This is a genomic window from Paenibacillus sp. EKM206P (genome assembly GCF_011066155.1).
GTDB classification, from domain to species: Bacteria; Bacillota; Bacilli; order Paenibacillales; family Paenibacillaceae; genus Paenibacillus; species Paenibacillus polymyxa_D.
Genome location: NZ_JAAMNQ010000004.1, coordinates 196,508 through 220,818, shown reverse-complemented (window position 1 = coordinate 220,818; position 24,311 = coordinate 196,508). Strand labels below are relative to the sequence as shown.

The window sequence follows — 24,311 nt, the reverse complement described above, 5'->3', positions numbered from 1 at the left end:
GATTTGTGAACTGGAGCCAGGGTTATGGCACAATCCGGTTGAATAGCATGATTCTGATGCCCTGCACAGTTGTGCAGGGCATTTTTGCATCAATTAAAGCTGCTTTGTCAGCGGAATCTAACTTTTGCGTAGCAGTTGTCCAAAGACTGCTTTCGTGAATTTCAAAGTGAGGGAAACATATTGCAGTTGGACGATGAAGATGAATATTCTGCGGAAGCAAATAAGCAACAAGAGATTTCTCTTTTTCCGGATCATGAGGAATTGATGATTACTAGGGTAGAGCAGGGACAGGGACGCAAACGTGGACGCTATATCATTCATTTTGGCCCGTATTCATTGTCTGTATTAGAAGATGTAATGATCAAGTACAATATGTTCAAAGGAACGTCATTCGTCAAAAAAGAACTGGAAGATATTGTTCTGGCAGATGAAAAGCAACAGGCCTATGTACTCGCGCTTCGATATTTGGGGCGAAAGCCTCGCACACGTCAGGAAATTGCCCAGCGTTTGGTGCAAAAAGAACTGGATCAGTCTGTTATTGACGAAGTAATGGTCCGACTGGAAAGGGAGCAACTCGTGGATGATGATTTGTACGCCCGCCAATGGGCAAGGCAGCGTATAACTAGCCAACGTAAGGGGAAGATGTGGGTTAGGCAAGAACTCCGTCAGAAAGGCATCTCTAAAGCCTCTATTGGGGAAGCGTTAGGTGAAATCACCGATAATGAGGAGTGGGAGAGTGCTTTGACGATCGGACGTAAGAAATGGAATCAGGTACGTGGTGATATAATGGAGAAAAAAAGGAAAACCTACCCTTTTCTCATGAGACGCGGATATTCGGGGGATATGACACGCCGAGTGGTCAATCACCTCACTGCGGCCGAGCATGACGCTGCTTCAGATGACGAGGAATTGTTGCAGTGGGAGGAATAATTGCCAAACGGCTGCTGAACCTTGGGCTAGTATGAACGGATAGGATGAGCTAGTTATTACATGGAAAGCTGCATGGTACTCTACTAATGTTTGCATTCCCTTGACAATGCCATTTGTCAAATAATAAAATATATATGAAACGATACTTGTGGAACGCCCTTTTTCCTTCCAAAAAAGCGGAATCCACCGGTGAGTTCTCATCGCCAAATAACAAGTGATGCCGCTATGCCAGGCGGAATTGTACATGTGAAAGCATGTGCATATGAAATGAAACGACCTTGTGTCGTTATCTTAGTTTGACGATCAAAGTAAATGTGACAATTGCAAAAAGTCCCAAGGAATGCCTTGGAGGAACCAACGGGGAGGTGAACAGTATGATGACTGCGATCTGGTTCGTTCTCGTTGCTGTAGCCGCGTTATTCTTTGGGTTCGGGATTGGTTATTTTATTCGCAAATCTATTGCAGAAGCTAAGATCTCCAGTGCGGAAGAAGCTGCCGCGCAAATCGTGGAGAACGCGAAAAAAGAGGCAGAAGCGCTGAAGAAGGAAACGGTATTGGAAGCGAAAGATGAAATTCACCGCATCCGTGCCGAAGCTGAAAAAGAAACTCGTGAACGTCGCAATGAAATTCAACGACAGGAACGAAGATTGCTGCAAAAAGAAGAATCGCTGGATAAAAAATTGGAATCGCTGGAACGCAAAGAAGAACAGGTGGCCAACAAAGAGAAACGAATCGATGAAACCCAGCAGCAAATTGATTTGATTTACAAGAGTCAGGTAACTGAGTTGGAGCGTATTTCCAATCTGACGATGGAGGATGCAAGAAGTATTATTCTGACCAACGTAGAGCAGGAAGTTCGTCATGAAACAGCTCAGATGATTAAAGAAATTGAACAGCAGGCCAAAGAAGAAGCGGACAAAAAGTCTCGTGAAATCATCACACTGGCCATCCAACGCTGTGCGGCAGATCATGTAGCAGAAACGACGGTTTCTGTTGTCACATTGCCGAACGAAGAAATGAAAGGCCGGATTATCGGGCGCGAAGGCCGTAATATCCGTGCACTTGAAACCCTTACAGGAATTGACCTCATTATTGATGATACGCCGGAAGCTGTTATATTGTCCGGATTTGATCCGATTCGTAGAGAGATTGCGCGTACTGCGCTTGAAAAGCTCGTAGCGGACGGACGGATACATCCGGCTCGTATTGAAGAGATGGTGGAAAAATCCCGTAAAGAGGTGGACGAACGAATCCGTGAATATGGTGAGCAGGCCACCTTTGAGGTGGGCGTGCATAGCTTGCATCCGGATTTGATCAAGATCTTGGGACGTCTTAAGTTCCGTACGAGTTACGGACAGAACGTATTAAAGCACTCGATGGAAGTTGCATACTTGACAGGTCTAATGGCCGGGGAACTGGGCGAAGACGTTGTACTGGCAAGACGGGCAGGATTGCTGCATGACATCGGGAAGGCGCTGGATCACGAAGTGGAAGGATCGCACGTTGAAATTGGCGTGGAACTGGCGAAGAAGTACAAGGAACACCCGGTCGTCATCAACAGCATTGCTTCACATCACGGCGACTGCGAAGCGACTTCAGTGATCGCCATGCTGGTTGGGGCGGCAGATGCTCTATCAGCAGCAAGACCGGGAGCGCGGCGTGAAACGCTAGAGACGTACATCCGTCGTCTTGAGAAGCTGGAACGCATCTCCGAATCTTTTGAAGGCGTTGAAAAATCATACGCGATTCAAGCCGGACGCGAAGTTCGTGTCATGGTACAGCCAGAGAAAATTGATGATGCGGAAGCATTCCGACTGGCCCGCGATATTACGAAAACGATTGAGAATGAACTGGACTATCCGGGACATATCAAAGTTACTGTTATTCGCGAGACCCGTGCGGTAGAATACGCAAAATAAAAGCATTTCAATGAAAAGTGGCCGCTGTTTGTAGGGCCACTTTTCATTTATGTAAGGCAGACTAGGGAGGGCTTTCTATCAACGTATTATTTATTGGAGACATCGTCGGCAGTGTAGGCAGAAAGGCACTGAGGGAAAACCTTCCTTCGCTCAAATCAAAATACAATCCGCATGTTATTATCGTGAACGGAGAAAATGCAGCTTCGGGAAGAGGCATAACCCCTGCTATCGCCAGAGAGTTTTTTGATTGGGGCGTCCATGGGATTACGATGGGAAATCATACTTGGGACAATAAGGAAATATTTGATTTTATAGATGATGAGCCACGGATCATTCGCCCGGCTAACTTTCCACCAGGAACACCGGGCCGAGGTTATACCGTTGTAAAGGGTGGAGGTAAGGAGCTGGCTATTGTTAATCTGCAAGGTAGAACCTTTTTGCCAGCTATTGACGATCCATTCCGTGCAGCAGATGAAATTGTCGATGAGTTGCGCAAAAAACATAAACATATCCTAGTTGATTTTCACGCCGAAGCAACCTCGGAAAAAATCGCTATGGGTTGGCATTTGGATGGACGTGCTTCAATCGTGGTAGGTACGCACACACATGTACAGAGCAATGACGATACAATTTTGCCACAAGGAACTGCGTATCAGACAGATGCGGGAATGGTAGGTCCTTATGAGGGAGTGCTTGGAATGCAGAAAGAGGCTGTGTTACAGAAATTCCAGACCCAGCTTCCGGTGCGTTTTCAAGTGGACATGGGCAAATGGCATTTCCATGCCATCAGCGTAGAGCTGAATGATAACGATGGAAAAGCCCGCAAAATTCAGAAAATCAGACTCAAAGAAGATGAATGGCGGATGGATTAACTTTTTTGTGAGCTGCTTAAGGAAAGAATAAGGAAAACTGTCACCAAAAAGCAGGAATTTTTTGCTGACCCTCGAATAACATCTAATAGTGGAATCAAACCATCATCATTCCCAGGGGAGGTACTTACTATGGATGTATTAAAAGTATCAGCAAAATCCAATCCTAATTCAGTTGCAGGCGCACTCGCAGGAGTACTGCGTGAACGCGGAAATGCAGAATTACAGGCGATTGGAGCGGGTGCACTAAACCAAGCCATTAAAGCGGTAGCCATTGCCCGGGGATTTGTCGCACCAAGCGGAGTGGATTTGATTTGTATTCCTGCTTTTACAGACATTGTTATTGATGGAGAAGATCGGACCGCGATCAAATTGATTGTAGAGCCAAGATAATAAATGTAAGTTGCCTGAGCCTGTTTACGATTTGTAAACGGGCTTTTTTGCATTTGAGTCTGTCGCTATGATTTTTAAAATAAATTTGTGGTGCTTCAATCTATAAATGGAGGTAAGATGCATGAATGATAAGCTAAAAGTGAATTGGCCAGTTGTTGACTTTCATTGTGATGTGTTATGTAAAATGCAGCTCGATGCGCAGATCGATTTCAGTCATCCATCGCTTGATGTCACAAAAGAACGTTTGCTAGAAGGTAACGTGCAGTTGCAAACGTTTGCTATATATATTTCACAGGTATTAGGCACTCCAAGATTTGAGCATGTGGTTCGTCAAATTGAGCTGTTCAGGCAGCATGTTACCTCTATCTCCGGTGGGTTGAGACCATTGCTGTGGAAGGAAGACTTGGCAATGTGTAAAAATGCGTCCGCAGTGCATCAGGAGGAGCAAGTAAAGCAGGCAGGAGAAGAGAAGCGCACGGAAAAGATAACGTATTTGGATGGTAATGGGACGGATCATACATGGGCACCTTGGGCATTGCTCTCACTGGAGGGGGTAGATGCGCTGGAAGGGAACCCTTTTTATGCAGAATTGTGCTATGCCATGGGAATACGATTGATTGGGCTGACATGGAATTATGCGAACTGGGCAGCTGACGGCATTATGGAACATAGAGGTGGCGGGCTGACTAGCAAGGGGAGCGATTTGGTCAATCGCTGTAATGACCTGGGACTGCTGTTAGATGTGTCACATCTGTCCGTACAGGGCTTCTGGGAGGTGCTGGAGGAGGCTACTCTACCGCCCATCGCCTCGCATTCGAATGTCTTTGCGAGATGTGCTCATCCTCGTAATCTGCGGGATGAACAGATTCGTGCACTGATCGCCCGTAACGGACGGATTGGTTTGACCTTCGTCACCATGTTTCTCAAAGAGCAGGGTACAGTAACTGCTGAGGATATGCTACCGCATATTGAGCATATTTGTTCATTAGGGGGCGAAAGGCATTTGATGTTTGGCTCTGATTTTGACGGTATCGAGCACCATGTGCAAGGCTTGGAACACTCGGGGAAATATCCGGCTTTTGCAGAACTGCTGCTGAAGCATTACCCTGAGGAGCTAGTCAAAGGATGGCTGGGAGCTCATGCCCTGGAATACCTGCAAACGAATCTGCCTTCTAAAATGTCTTCTAAAATGTCTTCTTAAATAGCTATTTAAGGAGATGTTTTGGCTGCGAACACTCTTGACAAAGCGAGAACGATTACGAAATAATGAGAAGTATCTTATATTTTAAGTAATATTTGCAGAAATACGGCAGACAATGGAGCGAGACTGATGGTGCACCATGCTGCACCGCTATACCAGAGGGGGCTCCATTACACAATGTTAATAAAAAAGGTTACCTGGCTTGAGCTCTTTTATGACTTACTATTCGTAGCTGCTGTCTCTAAGGCCACTCATGTTTTACTACATGTTGAGCATGGTAGTATCTCGTGGGGACATATGGAAAAGTTTATTATGATTTTTATCCCGATATGGTGGGCTTGGGTGGGGCAAACTGTCTACAACAACCGTTTTGGTCAAGACAGTATAACGCATCGAATCTTTATGATTCTGCAATTGTTTTTCGTGTTAATCATGACTGCCAGCTTGAATATAGATTTTAATGCGTATTACGTATCTTTTTTTGTTGGCTATATTGGGTTAAGAGGTTTAACTGTCGTTCAATATTTACTTTCGGCACCGAAAGAAACGGCTCATAAACAGGAAACAGCTCGTTTTTTCGGAACCTATTTTTGGGTTGGAATAGTCATCTCTAGTTTCTCCTTATTCTTTGACTCTTGGGTTCGATATTTGATTTTATATACCGGTATAGCTGTTGATATCCTCGTTCCTTTGATTGGCCGTAAAAAGTTGGTGATCACACCAATCCATACGGAGCATCTTTTAGAACGCTTTGCACAGTTCACCTTAATTCTGCTTGGCGAATCTGTGATAAGTATGCTTTCTGTTTTACAATCCGATCATTTTACGGTTTCTTCTGTTGTATTTGCTGCTTTGGCTTTTGTATTAGTCATCGGAATCTGGTGGCAATATTTTGAGAATATGGAGAAATGCGTAGATAAATCAAAACAATCAGCAGGACAGACTATTATTTATGGTCATTTGTTTATTTATCTTTCCCTTAGCATGCTAGCTGCTTCGATTCAGCTCTTGTTTTTGGGACAAGTAGACTATATTTTTGTGCTTTGCTTTACCTTTGCTTCTGTTTTTATTTACTTTTTGTCGGTTTTACTGGTATTCCATCAGTACAGATTAAGTCATCTTAAACCTCGTCTCAGAATCATTTTTTTCTTAACTGGAATACTCTGTGTCCTGTTTATTCTTAATATATTTATTGTCGTCCCCCCTCATCTCATTGTAGCTGAAATCATGCTTTTCTTTCTCCTGTTCGCTAAAACGACGGTTTGATTTATAGGGATGGGATGATATTTAACGCTGATTGGGGCGAAAAAGGGAACTTTATACGCTCTCCTTTTCTTTCTTGGCAAAATAGGAGTATAATAGCATGGATGTGTAAAGTATTGTATAGAGAAAAAGGAGTGACCACACGATGAGTAAAATCGTACCTGTCGGCGTTTCCGCCCGTCATATTCACCTGACTCAAGAGCATATTGAAATTTTGTTCGGAGCAGGCTATCAATTAACCGAATTTAAACCTTTGTCCCAACCAGGACAATTTGCCGCAAATGAAACGGTAGCTGTAATTGGTTCTAAGGGCCAATTTGATAAGGTTCGCATTTTGGGACCTGCTCGTCCCGCTTCCCAGTTGGAAATTTCTCGCACTGATTCCTTTGCTATTGGTGTAAAAGCACCTGTACGCGAATCGGGTAGCATTGATGGTACACCAGGAATCACAGTAAAAGGACCAGCTGGTGAAGTGGAACTGCAAGAAGGCGTGATTGTAGCAGCCCGCCATATTCATTTCCATACATCTGATGCAGCTAAATGGGACATTAAGGACAAGCAGTTGCTGAAAGTACGTGTTGGCGGCGAACGTGGTCTTGTATTTGAAAATGTTCTTGCACGTGTGTCCGATTCTTTTGCTTTGGATATGCACATTGATACAGATGAAGCGAACGGTGCCGGTGTGAAAAACGGTGACAACGCTGAAATCGTAGACTAATATACACGATTTAAATGCCGGAAGGCTTAAAGAGTCCGATTCTTGCAAAAGAATCGGGCTTTTTACATACTATATAATTCACAAATACTTCACTTATGTACAAAAAGAACATGAGTTCACTTTTCAATGGTATCTGCGGTTGATCTATGGCGATGGCCTATAAATCATGCTATAATTTAGTGTAATGCCTTTTTTAAAGGTTTTTTAGAACTTAAAATAAATTTACCCATGCCTAAAGATACAGTAAAATCACAAATTAGCTCGTGAAATAGATGGTGTAAGGAGTGACTAAGGAATGGAAAAGAAAACAAAAGATTACTCCAAATATTTTGATTTCTCGGATGCGAAGATTATTTCTGAAGATGAGCATAGCAAAAAGATCCGTATTCGCGGACGTGAAATCAACATTATGGCGGAGCCGAACCATAGAAAAGAAAAGCAACGCGGTAAAGAGGATGTACAGGTATTATATGATAACGCAGTCCCGGATGAGCTAAAGCATATCGGTGAGGGAAAGCATTATATCGTATACACATTTGGTTGCCAAATGAACGAGCATGATTCCGAAACCATAAAAGGTTTGCTGGAACAAATGGGCTACCAATCAACCGAGGATCGGAAGGAAGCAGACATCATTTTACTAAACACTTGTGCTATCCGTGAAAATGCGGAGGATAAAGTGTTTGGCGAGCTGGGTCACCTCAAGCATCTCAAAACAGAAAAGCCAGGACTGCTGCTCGGCGTGTGTGGCTGCATGTCACAGGAAGAGAACGTCGTTAACCGGATTATGCAAAAACACGGTTTTGTCGATATGATTTTTGGTACCCATAATATTCATCGTCTGCCTCAGCTCGTCAAGGAAGCACTCTTTAGCAAAGAAATGGTGGTCGAAGTGTGGTCTAAGGAAGGCGACATTATCGAAAACTTGCCGAAGAAGCGCGAGGGTATGCGGGCTTGGGTGAACATTATGTACGGCTGTGATAAATTTTGCACCTATTGCATTGTTCCCTTTACACGTGGTAAGGAAAGAAGCCGTCGTCCAGAGGATGTTATCGGTGAAGTACGGGATTTGGCACGTCAAGGTTTTAAAGAAATCACCTTACTGGGGCAGAATGTTAACGCTTATGGTAAGGATTTGAAAGATTTGAATTACAGATTCGGGGATCTGATGGATGATATGCGCAAAATCAATATCCCGCGTGTACGTTTTACAACATCACATCCACGTGATTTTGATGACCATTTGGTAGAAGTGCTCGGTAAGGGTGGCAATTTGGTGGAGCATATCCATCTCCCTGTTCAATCCGGTAATACGGATATATTGAAGAAAATGAACCGAAAATATACCCGTGAGCGTGTTCTGGAACTGGCAGCGAAGATTAAAGCAGCTGTTCCGCATGTTTCTCTGACAACGGATATCATTGTAGGTTTCCCGGGCGAAACAGACGAGCAGTTTGAAGATACTCTATCTTTGGTGCGTGAAGTGGGCTATGACTTTGCCTACACATTCATTTATTCACCACGTGAAGGTACGCCAGCTGCTTCGATGGAAGATAATGTGCCTATGTCGGTCAAAAAAGAGCGTCTCCGGCGTCTGAACATTGCTGTGAACCAAAACAGCCTTCGCTTTAATAGTCGATTGCGTGGCGAAGTGGTTGAAGTGTTGGTGGAAGGCGAGAGCAAAAATGACAGCAAAGTGCTTGCCGGTCGGACCCGTTCCAATAAGCTTGTACATTTTGAGGGTTCTCAGGACCTGATTGGTTCCTTTGTTCAAGTGAAAATTACGGAACCTATGACCTTTTACATCAAAGGTGATCTGGTTGAAACGGCTGTAGCAGTTAACGGATAAAAGAATATTCTAGCGGGTTGCGTGCGGTCTGGTAAAGGGCTGTGTGCTAGGCCGTCTAAGTGAGAAAAGGAGCGATGGACAATGACAGAGGAGCGGTTGCAACAAACAGAACTTCAATCGGCGGCGCGCCAGAATGATCATTTGGTCAATCGCGAAATGATATTGGCAAAAGCCAAAGAATTAGCAGGTATTTTGGGTAGCAGTGAGGAAGTACAGGTATTCCGGAAAGCAGAAGAAAAGATTCAGGATCATGGGCGAATCCAGCAACTGATTGCAACGATGAAAAAGAAGCAAAAGGAAATTGTTGCATTTGAATCCTTAAAAAATCAAAAAATGATTGCCAAAATCGAGGCCGAGCTACAGGAGCTACAGGAAGAACTTGACGGTATTCCAATTGTAACGGAGTTTCAGCAGAGTCAGGTGGAAATTAATGAGCTACTGCAAATGGTGATCATGGCGATCCGTGATACCGTTGCTGAGAAGGTGAACGTTGAAGAGGGAAAAAGTACTTCCTCGTCGAATTGCAGTGATTAGAATGAAATTTATGGTGTGGAGGCGTAGCTTCCACGCCTTTTTTTCGAAAGCAATTTGCCATCGTATATGTTTATAAGACATCAAGAGAAATGGGACAACATAGAAGGGATGGAAGCAAGGGAATGGATAAGTTGGGTAAGATGCTAGAGGGCGAAAATAATACTTTTTGGGAGTATTTAGGGTGTGAGCTGATTGCAGCTGATGCAAACGAGGTACAGATCGCTTTGGAAGCCAAACAAGAGCATACCAATGTGATGGGGATTGTCCATGGGGGTGTGCTTACTTCATTGATGGATCAGGCGATGGGGATGGTCAGTATGGCTTCACGAAATATGGATCCATGTGTAACGACGAACCTAAATGTTCATTTCTTGTCAGCCATGAGGCAAGGCCGACTGGAGGTTAGGGCGCGGATTCTTCATCAGGGAGGTCGGACTATAACCACTGAGGCGGAAGTAAGGGATAGTGAAGGCACACTCGGGTCTACATCTACAGCAACCTTCCGAGTATTACGTACACAAGCAAGTGATTCAGGCAAGGCCTGACGCTTGACAAAAATTTTTATTATGTCATAATGAATTTATCAAAACGATATAATATGGTGATGCCAATGGATAGCAATCGTATAAACGAAGAGGCGCAAAAGGCGTCGTATAACATTAAGAAATACCGCACTCCAGATGGAGCTCCGGCGGATATCGTTATGTTTACCTTAACGAAGCGGGAGCGCAAGACGGTAACAAAGACATTGCCGATTCGGGAGCTGAAAGTGATGCTCATCAAGCGCCGCAGTTGGCCGTTTGCAGGACGGTGGGCGTTGCCTGGAGGGTTTTGTCAGGAAGATGAATCCATGTATGGAGCTGCCAAGCGGGAACTGTTAGAGGAAACGGGTGTGGACGGCGGGCATCTAGAGTATTTGGGTGTATATAGTGGACCGGGACGTGATCCGCGCGGCTGGATCATATCGCATGCATTTTTTGCGCTGGTAGAAGAATGGATGTTGGAACAGCGTCAGGCGGCCGATGATGCTTCCGAGGTCGGGCTATTCACAATCCGCGAAGCGTTGGAGGAATTGGAACTGGCATTCGATCACCGGGATATCATAGTAGATGCTTATCGCAAAATTCAGTTGCAGATGCTTCAGACGACGATCGCCAAACAGTTTTTACCGCTACATTTTACACTGGGTGAATTATATCAGGTGATACAGAGTGTCGTACCGGACTTCGAAGAGCCAAACTTTATTCGCAAAATAACATCGACTCGTAGCAGACAGGGAATTCTGGAAGAGGTGCGTGATGAGAACGGCAAACCGCTCAGTTCCAACCAGTATTCACAAAGACCGGCACAGTTGTACCGTTTTAGTGACAGAGTACCACGTTTATCTATCTACACGTAACGTCTAATGTAATAGGTTACGCATAGAACGTACAATTTCACTTTGAGGATAAGGAGCTGACCGTACGATGCAGGCACTAATTGTGATTGATTACACGAAAGATTTTGTGGACGGTAGTTTGCCTGTAGGACAACCTGCGATTGAGTTGGATGAACGGATCGCAGCAATTACGCAGGCATATGTAGATCAAGGGGACTTTGTCGTCATGGCTGTGGATTTGCATGAGGAGAACGACCTTTATCATCCAGAGAGCAAGCTGTTTCCTCCACATAATATACGTGGAACCAACGGACGACATTTGTATGGCAAGCTTCATAGCCTCTATGAGCAACAAAGTGATCTTATCAACTGGTTGGATAAAACACGGTATAGTGCTTTTGCGGGCACAGATCTGGAACTCAGGCTGCGTGAACGTGGTATTGTGGAAGTTCATCTGATTGGTGTGTGTACGGATATATGTGTACTGCATACGGCTGTAGATGCTTATAACAAAGGTTTTGCTATTACTGTATACAAGGACGCTGTGGCGAGCTTTAATCAAGCTGGACATGATTGGGCTTTGGGTCATTTTGAGGGAAGTCTTGGAGCCGCGGTACGATCGGCTGAGGATACGGTTTTACGCCAGAAGAAGTAAAATAACTTAACGATTGTGTACCAATGTCCGATAACAAAATGGAGCCGGATATTGCTGAATCTGGGCAGATGAGGCGGTAGCGCCACAAACCTGGAGACAGTCAGAGAGGATGATTACAATGCAGTCAACGAGCCTCGCATTACATACAGATAAATATCAGATTAATATGATGTACGCCCACTGGGTGAACGGAAGTCACCAGCGTAAAGCTGTGTTCGAGGCGTATTTTCGTAAACTCCCTTTTGGTAATGGATATGCCGTGTTCGCGGGTCTGGAACGCATTGTGAATTATATTGCAAATTTGCGGTTTACAGAAGAGGACATTCGCTACCTGTCTGAACAGGAGGAGAAGTACGATCCCATGTTCATGGAGGCGCTTCGCCAGTTTAAGTTTGGTGGAACGGTCCATTCGATGAAAGAAGGGGCCCTTGTTTTTCCTAACGAGCCTTTGGTACGTGTTGAAGGAACGATTATGGAAACGCAGCTTGTCGAAACGGCATTGCTGAATTTTATGAACTACCAGACGCTTATTGCGACAAAGGCATCGCGCATCAAGCAGGTGGCAAGTGATGATACACTGCTCGAATTTGGAACACGGCGTGCGCAGGAAGCAGATGCAGCGATTTGGGGAGCACGAGCAGCTTATGTGGCTGGTTTTGACGCGACTTCTAATATGCTGGCAGGCGAACATTTTGGAATCCCGACGAAGGGGACACATGCCCATTCATGGGTGCAGACCTTTATGACGGAGCAGGAGGCGTTTGACGTGTATGCGAAAGTATTGCCAGATCAGGTTACACTGCTGGTAGACACCTTTGACACGCTGGAAAGCGGTGTTCCTCATGCGATTCGGACAGCAAAAATGCTGGAGAGTCAGGGTAAGCGTATGAATGCAATTCGTCTGGATAGCGGTGACTTGGCTTATCTATCCATTCAGGCGCGGGAAATGCTCGATGCTGAAGGTTTGGATTACGTACAAATTGTAGCTTCCAATGATTTGGATGAAAATACGATTTTTAACCTGAAAGCCCAAGGGGCACGTATTGATGTATGGGGTGTAGGAACACAGCTTATTACGGCTTCAGATCAACCATCGCTTGGCGGGGTATACAAGCTAGTTGAACGTGAAGTGGATGGCGAAATGTTGCCGACGATCAAGATCTCGGGGAATCCAGAAAAAGTATCCACACCAGGCAAAAAGGATGTATATCGCATTGTGGATAAGAAGAAAGGGAGAGCTGTAGCCGATTATATTTCTTTTCCGGATGAAGAGCGTCCGCGTAATGGTAAGCGCCTGAAGCTGTTTAACCCTTTGCATCCGTATATGAAGAAGTATGTAGAAAATTACGAAGCCGTGCCGATGCTTGAGCCTATTTTTATAGATGGACAGAAGGTATATGAGCTTCCCGAGCTGGATGAAATTCGAGCCTACCATACTTCACAGTTAAAACTGTTCTGGCCAGAATATTTGCGGAAGCTGAACCCTGAAATTTATCGTGTAAATCTGAGCGAGAAGGTATGGGAGCTAAAGCAAAAGCTGATCGACAGTTATATGCAGCCCGAAGTTGAAGAAAAAGAATAGTTGGAAGAGGCACCTCATGAATGCATGGGGTGCCTCTTTGTGTTGGAGCATGTAGGAAATAGGAGCTTATTTATAAATTTCTCTCATCACATGTCGTAGCTCAGGGACAATAATGCGTTCCATTGCCAAACGAACGGCTCCGCGTGAACCAGGCATAGAAAATACAGCTGTCTGGCCCACAGTGCCAGCTACAGCCCGGCTTAAGATAGCTGCTGAACCAATGTCCTCAGCAAAGCTTAAATAACGGAAGATTTCCCCAAAGCCAGGTAGTTCCTTATCCAGTAGAGAAGAGACAGCTTCATATGTAGTATCACGTGGAGAAATACCGGTACCACCTGTCAAAAGAACAGCCTCGATGTCATCCTGTGCCGCTGCTTCGGATACTAACTGCTGAATACCTTCGTAGTCATCCTTGACGATGACATATCGAACAACTGTATATCCATTGGTTTCTAGTAGATCCATGAGCAGTCGTCCCCCAGTATCTGTTTCCACGGTGCGTGTGTCCGAGACAGTCACGACCATGCAATTCACTTGTTGGGGGGATTCCTGACGGTGTTCCTCTACAGAAGACATATTCATTAAAATGTTCACTCCTTGATCGGCGGTTAGACATACACTTTTTACAATAGAGCAATGACTGAGCGTATGCAAGTCAGAAACAGGGGCTAAAAATCTATGTGATTAATATCCTTGCATTTGCACACTGGAATATAGTACACTTCCTTACATAAGTCGGGATTATATTGTTTTGTTTTATTGAAAGCGCGCACATCAAATGGTTAACCTCAAGGGACAGCGGGTAATAGTACAGCAGGGTCAACAACTGGGAGGTAATGTAATATGAATCATTCATACCAACAATGCGTGGATGCTTGCCTGGAATGTATGAACGCTTGCAATGTATGTTACGTAGCGAGTTTGAAGGAATATGATTTAGCTATGCTGCGTGAATGTATTCGAGTGAGTAGGGAATGTGCAGAAATATGCGGATTTGCTGCCCAAATGCTGCAGCGTGGAACGGATTTTGCCGAGCAAATCTGTGAGCTGTGCGCCAACGCCTGTGAGGTATGTGCTGCTGAATGCAGCAAGCATTCCCATGATCATTGTAAACATTGTGCAGAAGCCTGCCGTCGTTGCGTTCAGGCATGCCGCCAATTGGTGGCAGTGTAATTACATATATGGAACTAGTGCCTGAAGAGGAAATAATAGGTTGCTTTCTACTGAATAGGTTTGTATAATGAATGGAATTAACGTCACGGAACGGGAGAGTAGCAGCTGAGCCGTATCATTACAGCGAGCCGGAAGAGGTGGAAGCCGGTATGAGGTCCGATGTGAAGCGCACCCGGGAGACGGTTGATCCAACGAGCAGAACTTCTAGTAGATCAGCCCGGCAGACACCGTTATTAGTCATTGGAGTGAAATCGCGATTTGTGTAGTTAGCTTTAGCTGCACAACCGATTTACGAAGAGTGGTACCGCGGGATATTGAAGTTCTCGTCTCTTGAATGATTTCAAGAGGCGGGGGCTTTTTTTGTTAGATTCTATAAAAAGAAGGAGAGAGATCATCATGTTAATGAGGATTGCTGCTCAAGCGATATTAGCCCATACGGGCTTGGAGGAGAAAGAAATTTTATCTTTATTTGAGGTGCCTCCGCAGCCTGAATGGGGAGATGTGGCGTTTCCCTGTTTTATGCTGGCTAAAAAGTTTCGAAAGTCTCCGCAGCACATTGCACTGGAATTGGCGGAACTAGTAGGCCATAAAGAAGGTTTAACCGCTTCAGCATCGGGTGCCTATGTAAACATAACCTTGGATCGATCGGTTCATATTCCGCTTATGCTTGCTGAATTGAGCAAGGCTGATTTCCTCAGGCCTAATATCGGGAACGGGCAGCGGGTAGTTATTGATATGTCCTCGCCTAATATTGCCAAACCGTTTGGTATCGGTCATCTTCGCTCTACGGTTATCGGTGCTGCCTTGTATCGCATACTTGGTGAAACAGGTTATGTACCTATTAGTGTGAATCATCTTGGGGATTGGGGAACACAGTTTGGTAAGCAAATTGCGGCCTATAAAAGATGGGGAAATGAGGAGCAGTTACAACATGATCCGATTGGTGAATCGCTAAAGCTATATGTGCGTTTTCATCAGGAGGCCGATCATGATCCGACTTTGGAGGATGAAGGGCGCGAGTGGTTCCGACGTTTGGAACATGGGGATGCGGAGGCTCGACAACTATGGGAGTTTTTTGTTGAAATCAGTCTGGGTGAATTTGATCGTATGTACCAGCGTCTAAACATTACATTTGACCATGTGCTGGGAGAAAGTTTTTACAATGATAAGATGCAGGCAGTTATTGATCATTTAAGAGCAAAAGGATTGTTGGAGGAAAGTGATGGGGCGCTCGTAGTTCGCCTGGAAGACGAGGAACTGCCTCCGTGTCTTATTCTGAAAAAGGATGGAACCACCATTTATCCGACACGTGATCTGGCAACAGCGATTTATCGTCATGAAGTGATGAAGGCTGATCGGTTGCTGTACGTCGTTGGTGGAGAACAGAAGTTGCATTTCCAGCAGGTGTTTGCGGTGCTGAAGCATGCAGGGGAGGCATGGGCGGAGCAATGTGAGCATGTGCCGTTTGGATTAATGCGGTTTGCGGGTAAGAAAATGTCCACAAGACGTGGCAAGGTTGTGAAGCTGGAGGAGGTGCTGGATGAAGCTGTAGCGCGTGCTCAAGGCATCATTACTCAGAAGAACCCTGGTTTACAGGAACAACAGGCAATAGCGGAGGACGTTGGCATCGGGGCGATTATTTTTGGTGATTTAAAAAACAACCGACTGAATGAAGTGGACTTTTCGTTGGAGGAGGCGCTGACCTTTGAAGGCGAGACCGGGCCTTATGTGCAGTATACTCATGCGCGCATACGCAGCCTTCTGGAGAAAGCTCACGCTCGCGCCGATGTTGATGTTAATACTAACCCTAGCGACAATGACCTTTTCCAAGATAGCCATTCTCATGATTTGAATGACGTATCGGATGAAATATTGGGTGACGCAGGTTGGGCGCTGCTTAAGCAATTGGGTCGCTATCACGGTCAACTGATACGAGCGGCTCGCCAACTAGAGCCTTCGGTAATTGCGAGATTTGCATTGGATACGGCCCAGGCGTTTAACCGGTTTTACGCCAAGGAAAGGATTGTCGACGGTGGACAATGGCGTATTCAGTTGGCGGAACAAACTGCCGATATTCTGGCATGCGCGCTGCAACTTCTTGGTCTGAAAGCACCGAATCGGATGTAAACAAAGCGAATAAAGGAGAGCGAGAGACAAATGAGTATTCTTGCAACCATGTGTAATGTAAGTAAACGATACAAAAATGTAGCTGCCTTGGATGACGTTACTTTTACTATTGAGCAGGGAAATGTGATTACGATTGTAGGTAAAAACGCTTCCGGCAAAAGCACACTGCTGCTTTTGCTGGCGGGATTGCTGCGGCCCAGCTCTGGCAGTATCGAATGGCGACCAGGATCTTTGATAACCATTGGTTATGCGCCTGATCGGCTGCCGCAGCTGAATTTTACACCACGGCAGTATTTACAGCATATGGGCTTCATGCAGGGGATGCAGCGGGACGAATTGAGGCGAGAAATTGATTTTCGGCTGCAGCAATTTGCATTAATACATGCCGCTGATCGTGACATGCGTGGTTTTTCCAAAGGGATGCTGCAAAAGGTTAACCTGGCACAGGCACTTTTGGGGAGACCGGAGTTACTGTTGCTGGACGAGCCACTTGGTGGCGTGGATGAGGAAACGCAAATTACGTTAATTCAGCTTCTGTGCGATTTAAGGGAACAGGGCATCACAGTATTGGCCTCCACTCATGAGCCACAGCTTGTACAGCAGGCAGCGCAGCAGGTGCTTGTTCTGGAGTATGGGCGTCTTGTGGCACAATACGACCCGCATCATGTACTGCGCACAGTACAACAGATTGTATGCGCAGGTATCTCGGCGTCGGAGGTAGAGAGTTTGCTCTCTAGTGAGCAGACAGAGTGGATGGTCGATAATCATGGTGATCGTATTCGTGTGGCTGTAGAGAAGGAGGCGGGAGATCGGCTGTTGATGAAGTTGATTCAGTCAGGAGCCTCTATTGTTTCCGTACATCAGGACGCGAAGTGGTCCAATGATATTGCTGATGCTTCCCATTCTGTTGTAAGTCGGGGACGCAAGGGGGAGGGAACGACCTTATGATTTTTGCTATCCGTTACGTATTGCAAAGCTATACGCGTTCACGACGTTATGTACCGCCTGCTGTAATCTATTTATTTGCCATGATGCTGATCTATTCTTACAAGCCCAGCCCTATAGCCGACAGCTACAGTGTTACTGCCCTTTTATTATTTTTTGCTTCCGCATGGCTGGGAGTCAGTCTATTGAACCACGAGCATCCGGTACAAAAGCAGCTGTCAGTTCAACATACTCGACGTCACTGGATCTATTTTAGCGCTGAGTTAATAGCCGCGTATATACTGCTTGTTTTTATGACAGGTGTTGCAGTGATTTACCCGGCAGTTTTCAAAATGTTTGAGCATGTACCTTCTACGCTGCAATGGATCGTTGGTGTTATAGGTCATTTATCGCTTGCATTACTAGGATTGTCCTTATCCCTATTTTGCCAGCGAATTTTTATAGCGAAAATGAATCGTAGCCTGTCATTGGTTATCATCGCGCTCACTGCATCGCTTGCCGGACCGCGTCTGACGGAGTTGCTTCCCGTCGGAGTTCAGTGGATGATATGGATTCTTCCCCCTGCTCATCTTATAGTAAATGCAATGATGAACCTGGATCAGATGCATACGGAAGATGTTATTTGGGCGTTGCTGCTTCCCGCGGTGTATGCTTTTGTAATGATAGGTGCATACATAAAGATTGTGAGCAGAAAAGAGTTAGACGGGTTACACTAATCGCAGGTATTCCACTGTTTTGCAACCAATTTGTGCATATTTGAAACATTTGATGCTTTTATTGCGTCGGTAAGTGTAGAAGCAAAGTAAACATGGAGGTGTATCTCATGAAAAAGAACAAAAGCGTGACAGCTGCCCTGCTTGTCATCTGCTCATTGGCAGTAGCAACGTCGGCCTCTGCTTTTCGTGATATAAAGGGAGCTGAACAGGAGAAGATCGTAAACTCACTTCAGGACAAAGGAATTATTCAAGGAATAACCAAGGATAAATTTGCACCGGATCAAACGCTCACGTATGCACAAGGAGTACACTTGGTTGTTCGTGCAATGGATCTTCAGGTAATGCCTGATTTCACAACGGGTTCCTTTGCAAACATTCCGGCTTCCGCATGGTATGCTCAGTCCTATCGGATTGCAGCCCAACACCAAATCCCTTTGTCACCAGATATTGATCCAAGCACTCGTATGACAAGAGAACAATTTGCTAATATTCTGTATAAAGCAGTGAGTGCAACGGGTGAATATCCAACTGTCCGTATGTTAATTAATGTAGCGGATGGCAATAAACTAGACCAGGAATCAAACGCAGCAGTTCAATTCCTGCTACTGACCAAAATTGCAAAATTGGACGAACAGAGCAACTTTAACCCGGATCGTAAAGTAACGCGGATGGAGGCAGCAGAAATGGTCTATAACGCATCCGAATTTGTACAAAGTCATAAAACGGTTGAAGCTACTCCTGAAAATCCGGCTGAGCCTGTAGATCCGGTTCAACAAAACAATATTAGTATGAGTATAGAGAAGGCAAATGACCAGCAGAACAAAGTGACAATCACCCGTCTGCAGGCACCTAATCCAGGTTACGGCATTGAAGTGGATCACATCGACTACGTAGATGATACGAATGCAGTAATTTACTACAAGCTGACTAGTCCAAAGCCAGGGGAAATGAATATTCAGGTCATTACGGATACCCACACAAGTACGTTGGTAGACAGCAAGTATAAGGTTACGCTCAAAGCAGTAGATGGAACAGTGCTTCCACCCACAGGAACAGGCACGTCTGTAGCTAAATAAAATTACAAGCCATATGTCCTATATAAAATAAAACCAGCAAGTCTCCAATGTGTAGGGGAGACTTGCTGGTTTTTTTCATGCCAAATGTTCATCGTTAGCCCTAAAGAATAGGGCTATTCAAGCTTTAAATGCTGACTTTGCCAGTAAGTAAGTCATTTTGCGCAGGAGGTGTAGCAGAGGATGAATCTGATTCTGTTGCAACTGTTCCCGACTGGAGCTGATACATTTGGAAGTAACGACCGCCTTGAGCCATAAGCTCGTCATGGCTACCCCGTTCAACAATTTCACCCCGATGCAGCACCAAAATTTGGTCCGCACTGCGAATGGTGGACAAACGGTGAGCAATGATAAAGGTCGTACGTCCCTTCTTGAGTACCTCAAGAGCGGATTGGATGAGCGCTTCTGTTTCGGTGTCAATATTGGCAGTAGCTTCATCCAGAATTAAAATTGCGGGATCAAAGGCTAGTGCACGAGCGAAGGAAATAAGCTGGCGTTGCCCGGCTGATAAGGTGCTGCCTTTCTCAATAACGGGCTCATCGAATCCTTGCGGCAAATGGGCCAACAGTTTGTCGGCTCCAACATCATGCAGCGCTTTATTCACCTGTTCTCTCGTGATTCGGCTGTCTCCGAGACTGACATTGGAGGCTACCGTACCTGTGAACAAATATGGATCTTGAAGAACAATACCCATATGATGACGAAGCCATTGCTTAGGGATGTCTTTGACAGACGTTCCGTCAATGGTGATCGTTCCTTTTTGCGGATCATAGAACCGGAATAGCAGGTTGATAATCGAACTTTTGCCTGATCCGGTATGTCCGACAAGGGCAACCGTTTGGCCGGGCTGTGCTGTAAAGGAAATATGTTTAAGTACATCATCCTTTTTGTAGGCAAAGGAAACGTCGTTAAACTCTACCTGGCCTTTGTAGCGCGGCATCATGCCGTCGGTCACCGGCTCTCCAGTTTCGTCCATCAACTCAAATACGCGTCCTGAGGATACGATGGAAGTATCCAGTACAGCGAGTTGGTTGACCATACCCGTCATAGGTTGGAACAGTCGACCCAGCACATCGACGAAGGCATACAATACGCCTAGTGAAACAGCACTACCTGTAGTGCCAAGCGCCTCAGATCCGAAATACCACAACACGACGGCAAAGGCGAGATTTCTCAACACGTTGACTAAATTGTGCGAAGTGAAGGCGTTCAAATTCAACATTTTATTCTGATGCTTCATGTAGTCATCATTCAATTCTTCAAACTCTTGCTGCGTTTGTTTCTGGTGCCGGAATACGCGAATAATGGACATCCCTTGAATCGATTCATTGATAATCGCATTAATCTCACTGAGTCTGGACCGAATGATCGTATTATAGCGGGTGGCGACCTTGCGGTACAATACAATCCACAAGATCAGTAACGGTACAATAAACAGTGAGATAAGACCCAGTCTGAAGTCCAGCAGAAAGAGTGCAACATATACCCCTGCCATCGTTACAATCCCTGAAGTGAAATTTGACAGCACAGCCACAAACAAATCTTTGACTGCCTCAGTGTCATTCGTAACACGGGATACGACCTTGCCTGCAGGCAAGTTATCAAAAAAGTAAACTGGCAACCGCTGGATGTGCGCGTAGAGATCAAGCCGAAGCTTTTGAATGACCTTGTTCGCCGAGGATTGCAGCCAGTATGTTTTGCCGAATTCAGCAAAAATGGAAATAACCAGGAAGAAGCAATACCAACCAATCAGTTGAAAGATACCGGGCATTTCCGGTTTGTAAAAGCTATACAGTTCATCAGCTGTCAGAGCCTTGGCTTCATAGCGAAAGGTGTCGGAGCCACGTGTCACAGTCAGCGTTCCGTTCGTAAAGGAGCGATTACCGTCAGCCACTTGAACCGAGCCATCCACAAATACGAAAGATTTTCCAACTTGTAAAATTCTCGCTTCGCGACCTTTAGTCTCCCCGGACTCAAAGCGATCTTCACGCTTAAAGTGGGTTCCCGCATAGCTTACAGTGCCGTCGTCCACACGAGTTGTTTCATAAAATGGTTTTTCAATAGCGAGCATATGGTCGTCGATCATCGTTTTGGCGATGAAGGGACCAGCCAGCTCGGCGGCTACTCCGATAGCCAAAGCGATGAGAGCGGCGATAAAGCCTGCTTTGCTCGTCAGTGCGTACTGGAATAGCCTTTTGCCGATATTGGGTTTCATTAGGATACCTCCCCTGAGGTCAGATCAGATTCCACTTGTTGCCGTTCATACTGTTGTCGGTACCATCCGTCAGTATGAAGCAGCTCGCTGTGGGTTCCTTCCTCAATAATGCGTCCTTGCTCCAACACGACGATCCGGTCTGCATGTTCTACAGCGGAGAGGCGGTGGGTAGAGATCAGAGTCGTTTTACCTGAGCGCTTGCGTCGGATATTGTCAATAATTCTAGCTTCCGTCCGGGCATCTACTGCAGACAGTGCATCGTCGAGCAATAGAATATCCGGGTCACCGATAAAGGCGCGTGCCAGCGAAACGCGCTGCTTCTGGCCGCCAGACAGGGCGATACCTTTTTCTCCGACCAGTGTATCCAGCCCGTCAGACAGGGTACCTAAATCCTGATCGAAGGCAGCAGTACGGATTGCTTCCATAATGTCGTCATCATCTGCATGAGGTTTCCCGAATTGAATGTTCTCGCGCACTGATTTGGAAAACAAAATTTGCTCTTGCGGCACGTAGCCGATCCAGCTGTGTAGTTGTTCTACTGCAATGTCCTCCAAACGTATGTCGGAGATTAAAATATCACCGCTACCTGTTGGATATTCATGCAGTAGCTGTTTGAGTAGAGTGGATTTACCGCTGCCGGTTCTACCGACGACACCTAGCGTTTCTCCGCGTTTGAGCTCCAGACTCACATGTGACAGATTGTCAATAGTAGAGGTTGGGTAACGGAAGGTAACGTCTTTCATCCTGATGGATTCGAGGCGGTCCACTGGAACAGGTTGAGCGGCATCCTGAACGTCTGGCTGGACATCGAGAGTTTCATTGACCCGGTCCAGTGAAGCGCTACCGCGCTGCATAATGTTAATCAGCTCTCCAATGGCAAACATCGGCCAAATCATCATTCCTAGATACATATTAAAGGAGACCAATTCGCCTAGCGTGATATCGTTATGAAATACCAGATAAATACCATACCCGAGTCCAATGACGTAGCTAAGTCCTACACATAAACGGATTGTTGGTTCAAAGAGGGCATCCATCCGGGCGACAGCCAGATTTTTACGAAATACATCGTCAGTAATATCAGCGAAACGCTTTTCGTCCATTCGCTCTTGCACATAGGCGCGAATGACCCGGATACCAGCCACGGATTCCAACACCTGATCGTTCATATCACCAAATGCATCTTGTGCCAGTGTGTAACGCTCATGAACGGCTTTACCGTAAATGCTCATAGCCAGTGCAATAAAAGGTAGGGGCAGGATAGCTGCCAGTGTCAGCTTCCAACTGATTAGGGTGCCCATGGCAACTAATACCACGCTCAGATAGACCGTAGAGTCTGTCAGTGTCAGCATGCCGAAGCCCGCTGTACTTGCTACGGAGCGAAGGTCGTTCGTAGCACGAGCCATCAGATCGCCAGTGCGATTACGTTCAAAAAATGGAGGGGTCATCCGCAGCAGATGATTCATAAAGCGTGTGCGCAGTAAGCGCTCCACCAGATTGGCACCACCAAACAGCTTGTGCATCCATATGTACGTAATGTAGTAAATGACGGCTAGAATGCCTATGATGTACAAAATATAATGCCAAAGTGAGGACCAGGAAATCGAACCGCGCACAATTTCATCAATGGCACTACCTAGCAGCCGAGGTGGAGCAAGCTCCAGTACACCAACAGCTATCAGCAAAAACAGTCCAATGGAGTATCGGCTTCGTTCTCTTTTAAAAAACCAGCTTAAATTTTTAAGTACTGAAAACAAGAGGAATCCCATCCTTTCATGACAAGTTCATTCGAGAGTTGTGTACCATTTTGAAGAAACAACAGGGCTTGCTGCCACAAGTATGATCCGACAACAGGCGCAAAAAAGGCATACCGTCCGCAGACGATATGCCTTAAATCTCAATATCATATGGCGCGCAGGTATTTTCAGCACACTCACCACTGAAAAACTGCTCAAACGCAGGCAGCCACTCGTATTAAACCATACAACATGAATGGCCCAATTCTGAAGGATGCGACAGGGGAGATGCTCCGGTATGAAGTTGTTGTGTTTGTAGATGTGGGTAAAATGCAATAGGAAATTTTAGCACCGGTAACACTCCTTTCTTCCTCAAAATGGGTTCATTCTAACATGAGTAATCGTTCAAATTGGTAATAAATTTCAAAATGGATCTCGTATGGTTGAATCTTAACACCCTTTTTTGCGAATTGTCAAACCTTTTTCAAAAAAATGTATATGGCTTGTCCAAAAAACTGGCTGGGTTAGGACGGTTGGTGGTCATTCTAAAAAATGCTATGATATAGTTAGCAGACGTCATTGTATAAGGAGATGAGAATAGCGCATGAGCATACAGGTAACTGAACCTGCGGCACAGTGGTATATTAAGGAGCTTGGTTTGAAACGTGGAGATTCGATCCGTTTTTTTGTTCGCTATAGCTCTGGCGGTGGGTTGCATCCAGGCTTTTCTCTGGGAATTGCCGTAGAGCCTCCGCAGCACCCCGTATTACAGCATGAAGCGGCTGGCATTACGTTTTATATGGAGGACCAGGATTACTGGTATCTAAAGGGCCATCATCTGGAAGTTAAGTATTTGGAGGAACATGATGACATTATTTATACCTATGTTGAGGATGGACAAGCTTAGTGCTCCACTGTCAATCATAGCGTGCAAATAATTGTTCTTGGACATGAAAAGCGGCGGAGTATCGTGTTACAGGAGATGAACCTGTACATGATGCTCTGCCGCTTTTTTGTGGTTAAGGCAGGTATGTC

At 45.5% G+C, this 24,311-nt stretch carries 22 protein-coding genes and 1 other annotated feature; of the genes, 19 read left to right on the top strand and 3 right to left on the bottom strand.

Features of this window, described 5'->3' with window-relative positions; genetic code table 11:
• Positions 1 to 180: 180 nt before the first annotated feature.
• The 13 genes from G9G53_RS10815 to G9G53_RS10755 all read left to right on the top strand — a co-directional run bounded on the left by G9G53_RS10815 (position 181) and on the right by G9G53_RS10755 (position 13,291).
• The gene (locus G9G53_RS10815) at positions 181 to 930 is read left to right on the top strand and encodes a regulatory protein RecX (RefSeq protein WP_069011415.1); all 750 of its coding nucleotides are present in this window, start codon (positions 181 to 183) and stop codon (positions 928 to 930) included.
• Between the two features lie 374 nt (positions 931 to 1,304).
• Positions 1,305 to 2,849 carry a ribonuclease Y gene (rny, locus tag G9G53_RS10810; RefSeq protein WP_013309958.1) on the top strand — a complete coding sequence of 515 codons (1,545 nt, stop codon included), beginning with the start codon at positions 1,305 to 1,307 and terminating at the stop codon, positions 2,847 to 2,849.
• 77 nt (positions 2,850 to 2,926) lie between these two features.
• On the top strand, positions 2,927 to 3,721 hold the full coding sequence (locus G9G53_RS10805; protein WP_013309959.1) for a TIGR00282 family metallophosphoesterase: 795 nt from the start codon (positions 2,927 to 2,929) through the stop codon (positions 3,719 to 3,721).
• Between the two features lie 129 nt (positions 3,722 to 3,850).
• Positions 3,851 to 4,111, top strand: coding sequence for a stage V sporulation protein S (locus G9G53_RS10800; RefSeq protein WP_007430104.1), 261 nt, complete (start codon positions 3,851 to 3,853; stop codon positions 4,109 to 4,111).
• A 121-nt stretch (positions 4,112 to 4,232) separates the two neighbouring features.
• Positions 4,233 to 5,312: a dipeptidase gene (locus G9G53_RS10795; protein ID WP_165147544.1), complete on the top strand. Its 1,080-nt coding sequence runs from the start codon at positions 4,233 to 4,235 to the stop codon at positions 5,310 to 5,312.
• A 177-nt stretch (positions 5,313 to 5,489) separates the two neighbouring features.
• Positions 5,490 to 6,578, top strand: a complete 1,089-nt coding sequence (locus G9G53_RS10790) for a low temperature requirement protein A (protein WP_165147541.1) — start codon at positions 5,490 to 5,492, stop codon at positions 6,576 to 6,578.
• A gap of 142 nt (positions 6,579 to 6,720) precedes the next feature.
• The gene (gene pduL / locus G9G53_RS10785) at positions 6,721 to 7,293 is read left to right on the top strand and encodes a phosphate propanoyltransferase (RefSeq protein ID WP_013309962.1); all 573 of its coding nucleotides are present in this window, start codon (positions 6,721 to 6,723) and stop codon (positions 7,291 to 7,293) included.
• Between the two features lie 295 nt (positions 7,294 to 7,588).
• Positions 7,589 to 9,142, top strand: coding sequence for a tRNA (N6-isopentenyl adenosine(37)-C2)-methylthiotransferase MiaB (miaB, locus tag G9G53_RS10780; RefSeq protein ID WP_165147538.1), 1,554 nt, complete (start codon positions 7,589 to 7,591; stop codon positions 9,140 to 9,142).
• Positions 9,143 to 9,223: 81 nt separating this feature from the next.
• A complete protein-coding gene (locus G9G53_RS10775) occupies positions 9,224 to 9,676 on the top strand; it encodes a RicAFT regulatory complex protein RicA family protein (RefSeq protein ID WP_165147535.1) in 453 nt (150 codons plus the stop codon).
• 122 nt (positions 9,677 to 9,798) lie between these two features.
• Complete coding sequence (locus G9G53_RS10770; protein WP_025719091.1) at positions 9,799 to 10,221, top strand: PaaI family thioesterase; 423 nt, start codon at positions 9,799 to 9,801, stop codon at positions 10,219 to 10,221.
• 65 nt (positions 10,222 to 10,286) lie between these two features.
• Complete coding sequence (locus G9G53_RS10765; protein ID WP_023988247.1) at positions 10,287 to 11,075, top strand: NUDIX domain-containing protein; 789 nt, start codon at positions 10,287 to 10,289, stop codon at positions 11,073 to 11,075.
• Between the two features lie 67 nt (positions 11,076 to 11,142).
• On the top strand, positions 11,143 to 11,709 hold the full coding sequence (locus G9G53_RS10760; RefSeq protein ID WP_165147532.1) for a cysteine hydrolase family protein: 567 nt from the start codon (positions 11,143 to 11,145) through the stop codon (positions 11,707 to 11,709).
• Positions 11,710 to 11,827: 118 nt separating this feature from the next.
• A complete protein-coding gene (locus tag G9G53_RS10755; protein WP_165147529.1) occupies positions 11,828 to 13,291 on the top strand; it encodes a nicotinate phosphoribosyltransferase in 1,464 nt (487 codons plus the stop codon).
• A gap of 66 nt (positions 13,292 to 13,357) precedes the next feature.
• On the opposite strand, the gene G9G53_RS10750 is transcribed toward G9G53_RS10755, so the two are convergent.
• Entirely contained in the window at positions 13,358 to 13,873 is a 516-nt protein-coding gene (locus tag G9G53_RS10750; RefSeq protein WP_029517048.1) for a MogA/MoaB family molybdenum cofactor biosynthesis protein, read from the bottom strand.
• Positions 13,874 to 14,134: 261 nt separating this feature from the next.
• Here G9G53_RS10750 and G9G53_RS10745 point away from each other — a divergent pair, with 261 nt between their 5' ends.
• From G9G53_RS10745 to G9G53_RS10725, 5 genes are all read left to right on the top strand, one after another.
• Positions 14,135 to 14,464 carry a four-helix bundle copper-binding protein gene (locus G9G53_RS10745; protein ID WP_165147526.1) on the top strand — a complete coding sequence of 110 codons (330 nt, stop codon included), beginning with the start codon at positions 14,135 to 14,137 and terminating at the stop codon, positions 14,462 to 14,464.
• Between the two features lie 77 nt (positions 14,465 to 14,541).
• Positions 14,542 to 14,798, top strand: a binding site (T-box leader).
• Positions 14,799 to 14,860: 62 nt separating this feature from the next.
• Entirely contained in the window at positions 14,861 to 16,591 is a 1,731-nt protein-coding gene (argS, locus tag G9G53_RS10740) for an arginine--tRNA ligase (protein ID WP_165147523.1), read from the top strand.
• A gap of 30 nt (positions 16,592 to 16,621) precedes the next feature.
• A complete protein-coding gene (locus G9G53_RS10735; RefSeq protein ID WP_165147520.1) occupies positions 16,622 to 17,539 on the top strand; it encodes an ATP-binding cassette domain-containing protein in 918 nt (305 codons plus the stop codon).
• A complete protein-coding gene (locus G9G53_RS10730) occupies positions 17,536 to 18,252 on the top strand; it encodes a hypothetical protein (RefSeq protein ID WP_165147500.1) in 717 nt (238 codons plus the stop codon). Before G9G53_RS10735 ends, G9G53_RS10730 begins: the two co-directional genes overlap by 4 nt.
• A gap of 107 nt (positions 18,253 to 18,359) precedes the next feature.
• Positions 18,360 to 19,328 carry an S-layer homology domain-containing protein gene (locus tag G9G53_RS10725; protein WP_165147497.1) on the top strand — a complete coding sequence of 323 codons (969 nt, stop codon included), beginning with the start codon at positions 18,360 to 18,362 and terminating at the stop codon, positions 19,326 to 19,328.
• A gap of 124 nt (positions 19,329 to 19,452) precedes the next feature.
• On the opposite strand, the gene G9G53_RS10720 is transcribed toward G9G53_RS10725, so the two are convergent.
• Positions 19,453 to 21,540: an ABC transporter ATP-binding protein gene (locus G9G53_RS10720; RefSeq protein WP_165147494.1), complete on the bottom strand. Its 2,088-nt coding sequence runs from the start codon at positions 21,538 to 21,540 to the stop codon at positions 19,453 to 19,455.
• On the bottom strand, positions 21,540 to 23,297 hold the full coding sequence (locus G9G53_RS10715; RefSeq protein ID WP_165147491.1) for an ABC transporter ATP-binding protein: 1,758 nt from the start codon (positions 23,295 to 23,297) through the stop codon (positions 21,540 to 21,542). Before G9G53_RS10715 ends, G9G53_RS10720 begins: the two co-directional genes overlap by 1 nt.
• A gap of 583 nt (positions 23,298 to 23,880) precedes the next feature.
• Here G9G53_RS10715 and G9G53_RS10710 point away from each other — a divergent pair.
• Positions 23,881 to 24,183, top strand: a complete 303-nt coding sequence (locus G9G53_RS10710; RefSeq protein WP_039273555.1) for a HesB/YadR/YfhF family protein — start codon at positions 23,881 to 23,883, stop codon at positions 24,181 to 24,183.
• Positions 24,184 to 24,311 lie beyond the last annotated feature (128 nt).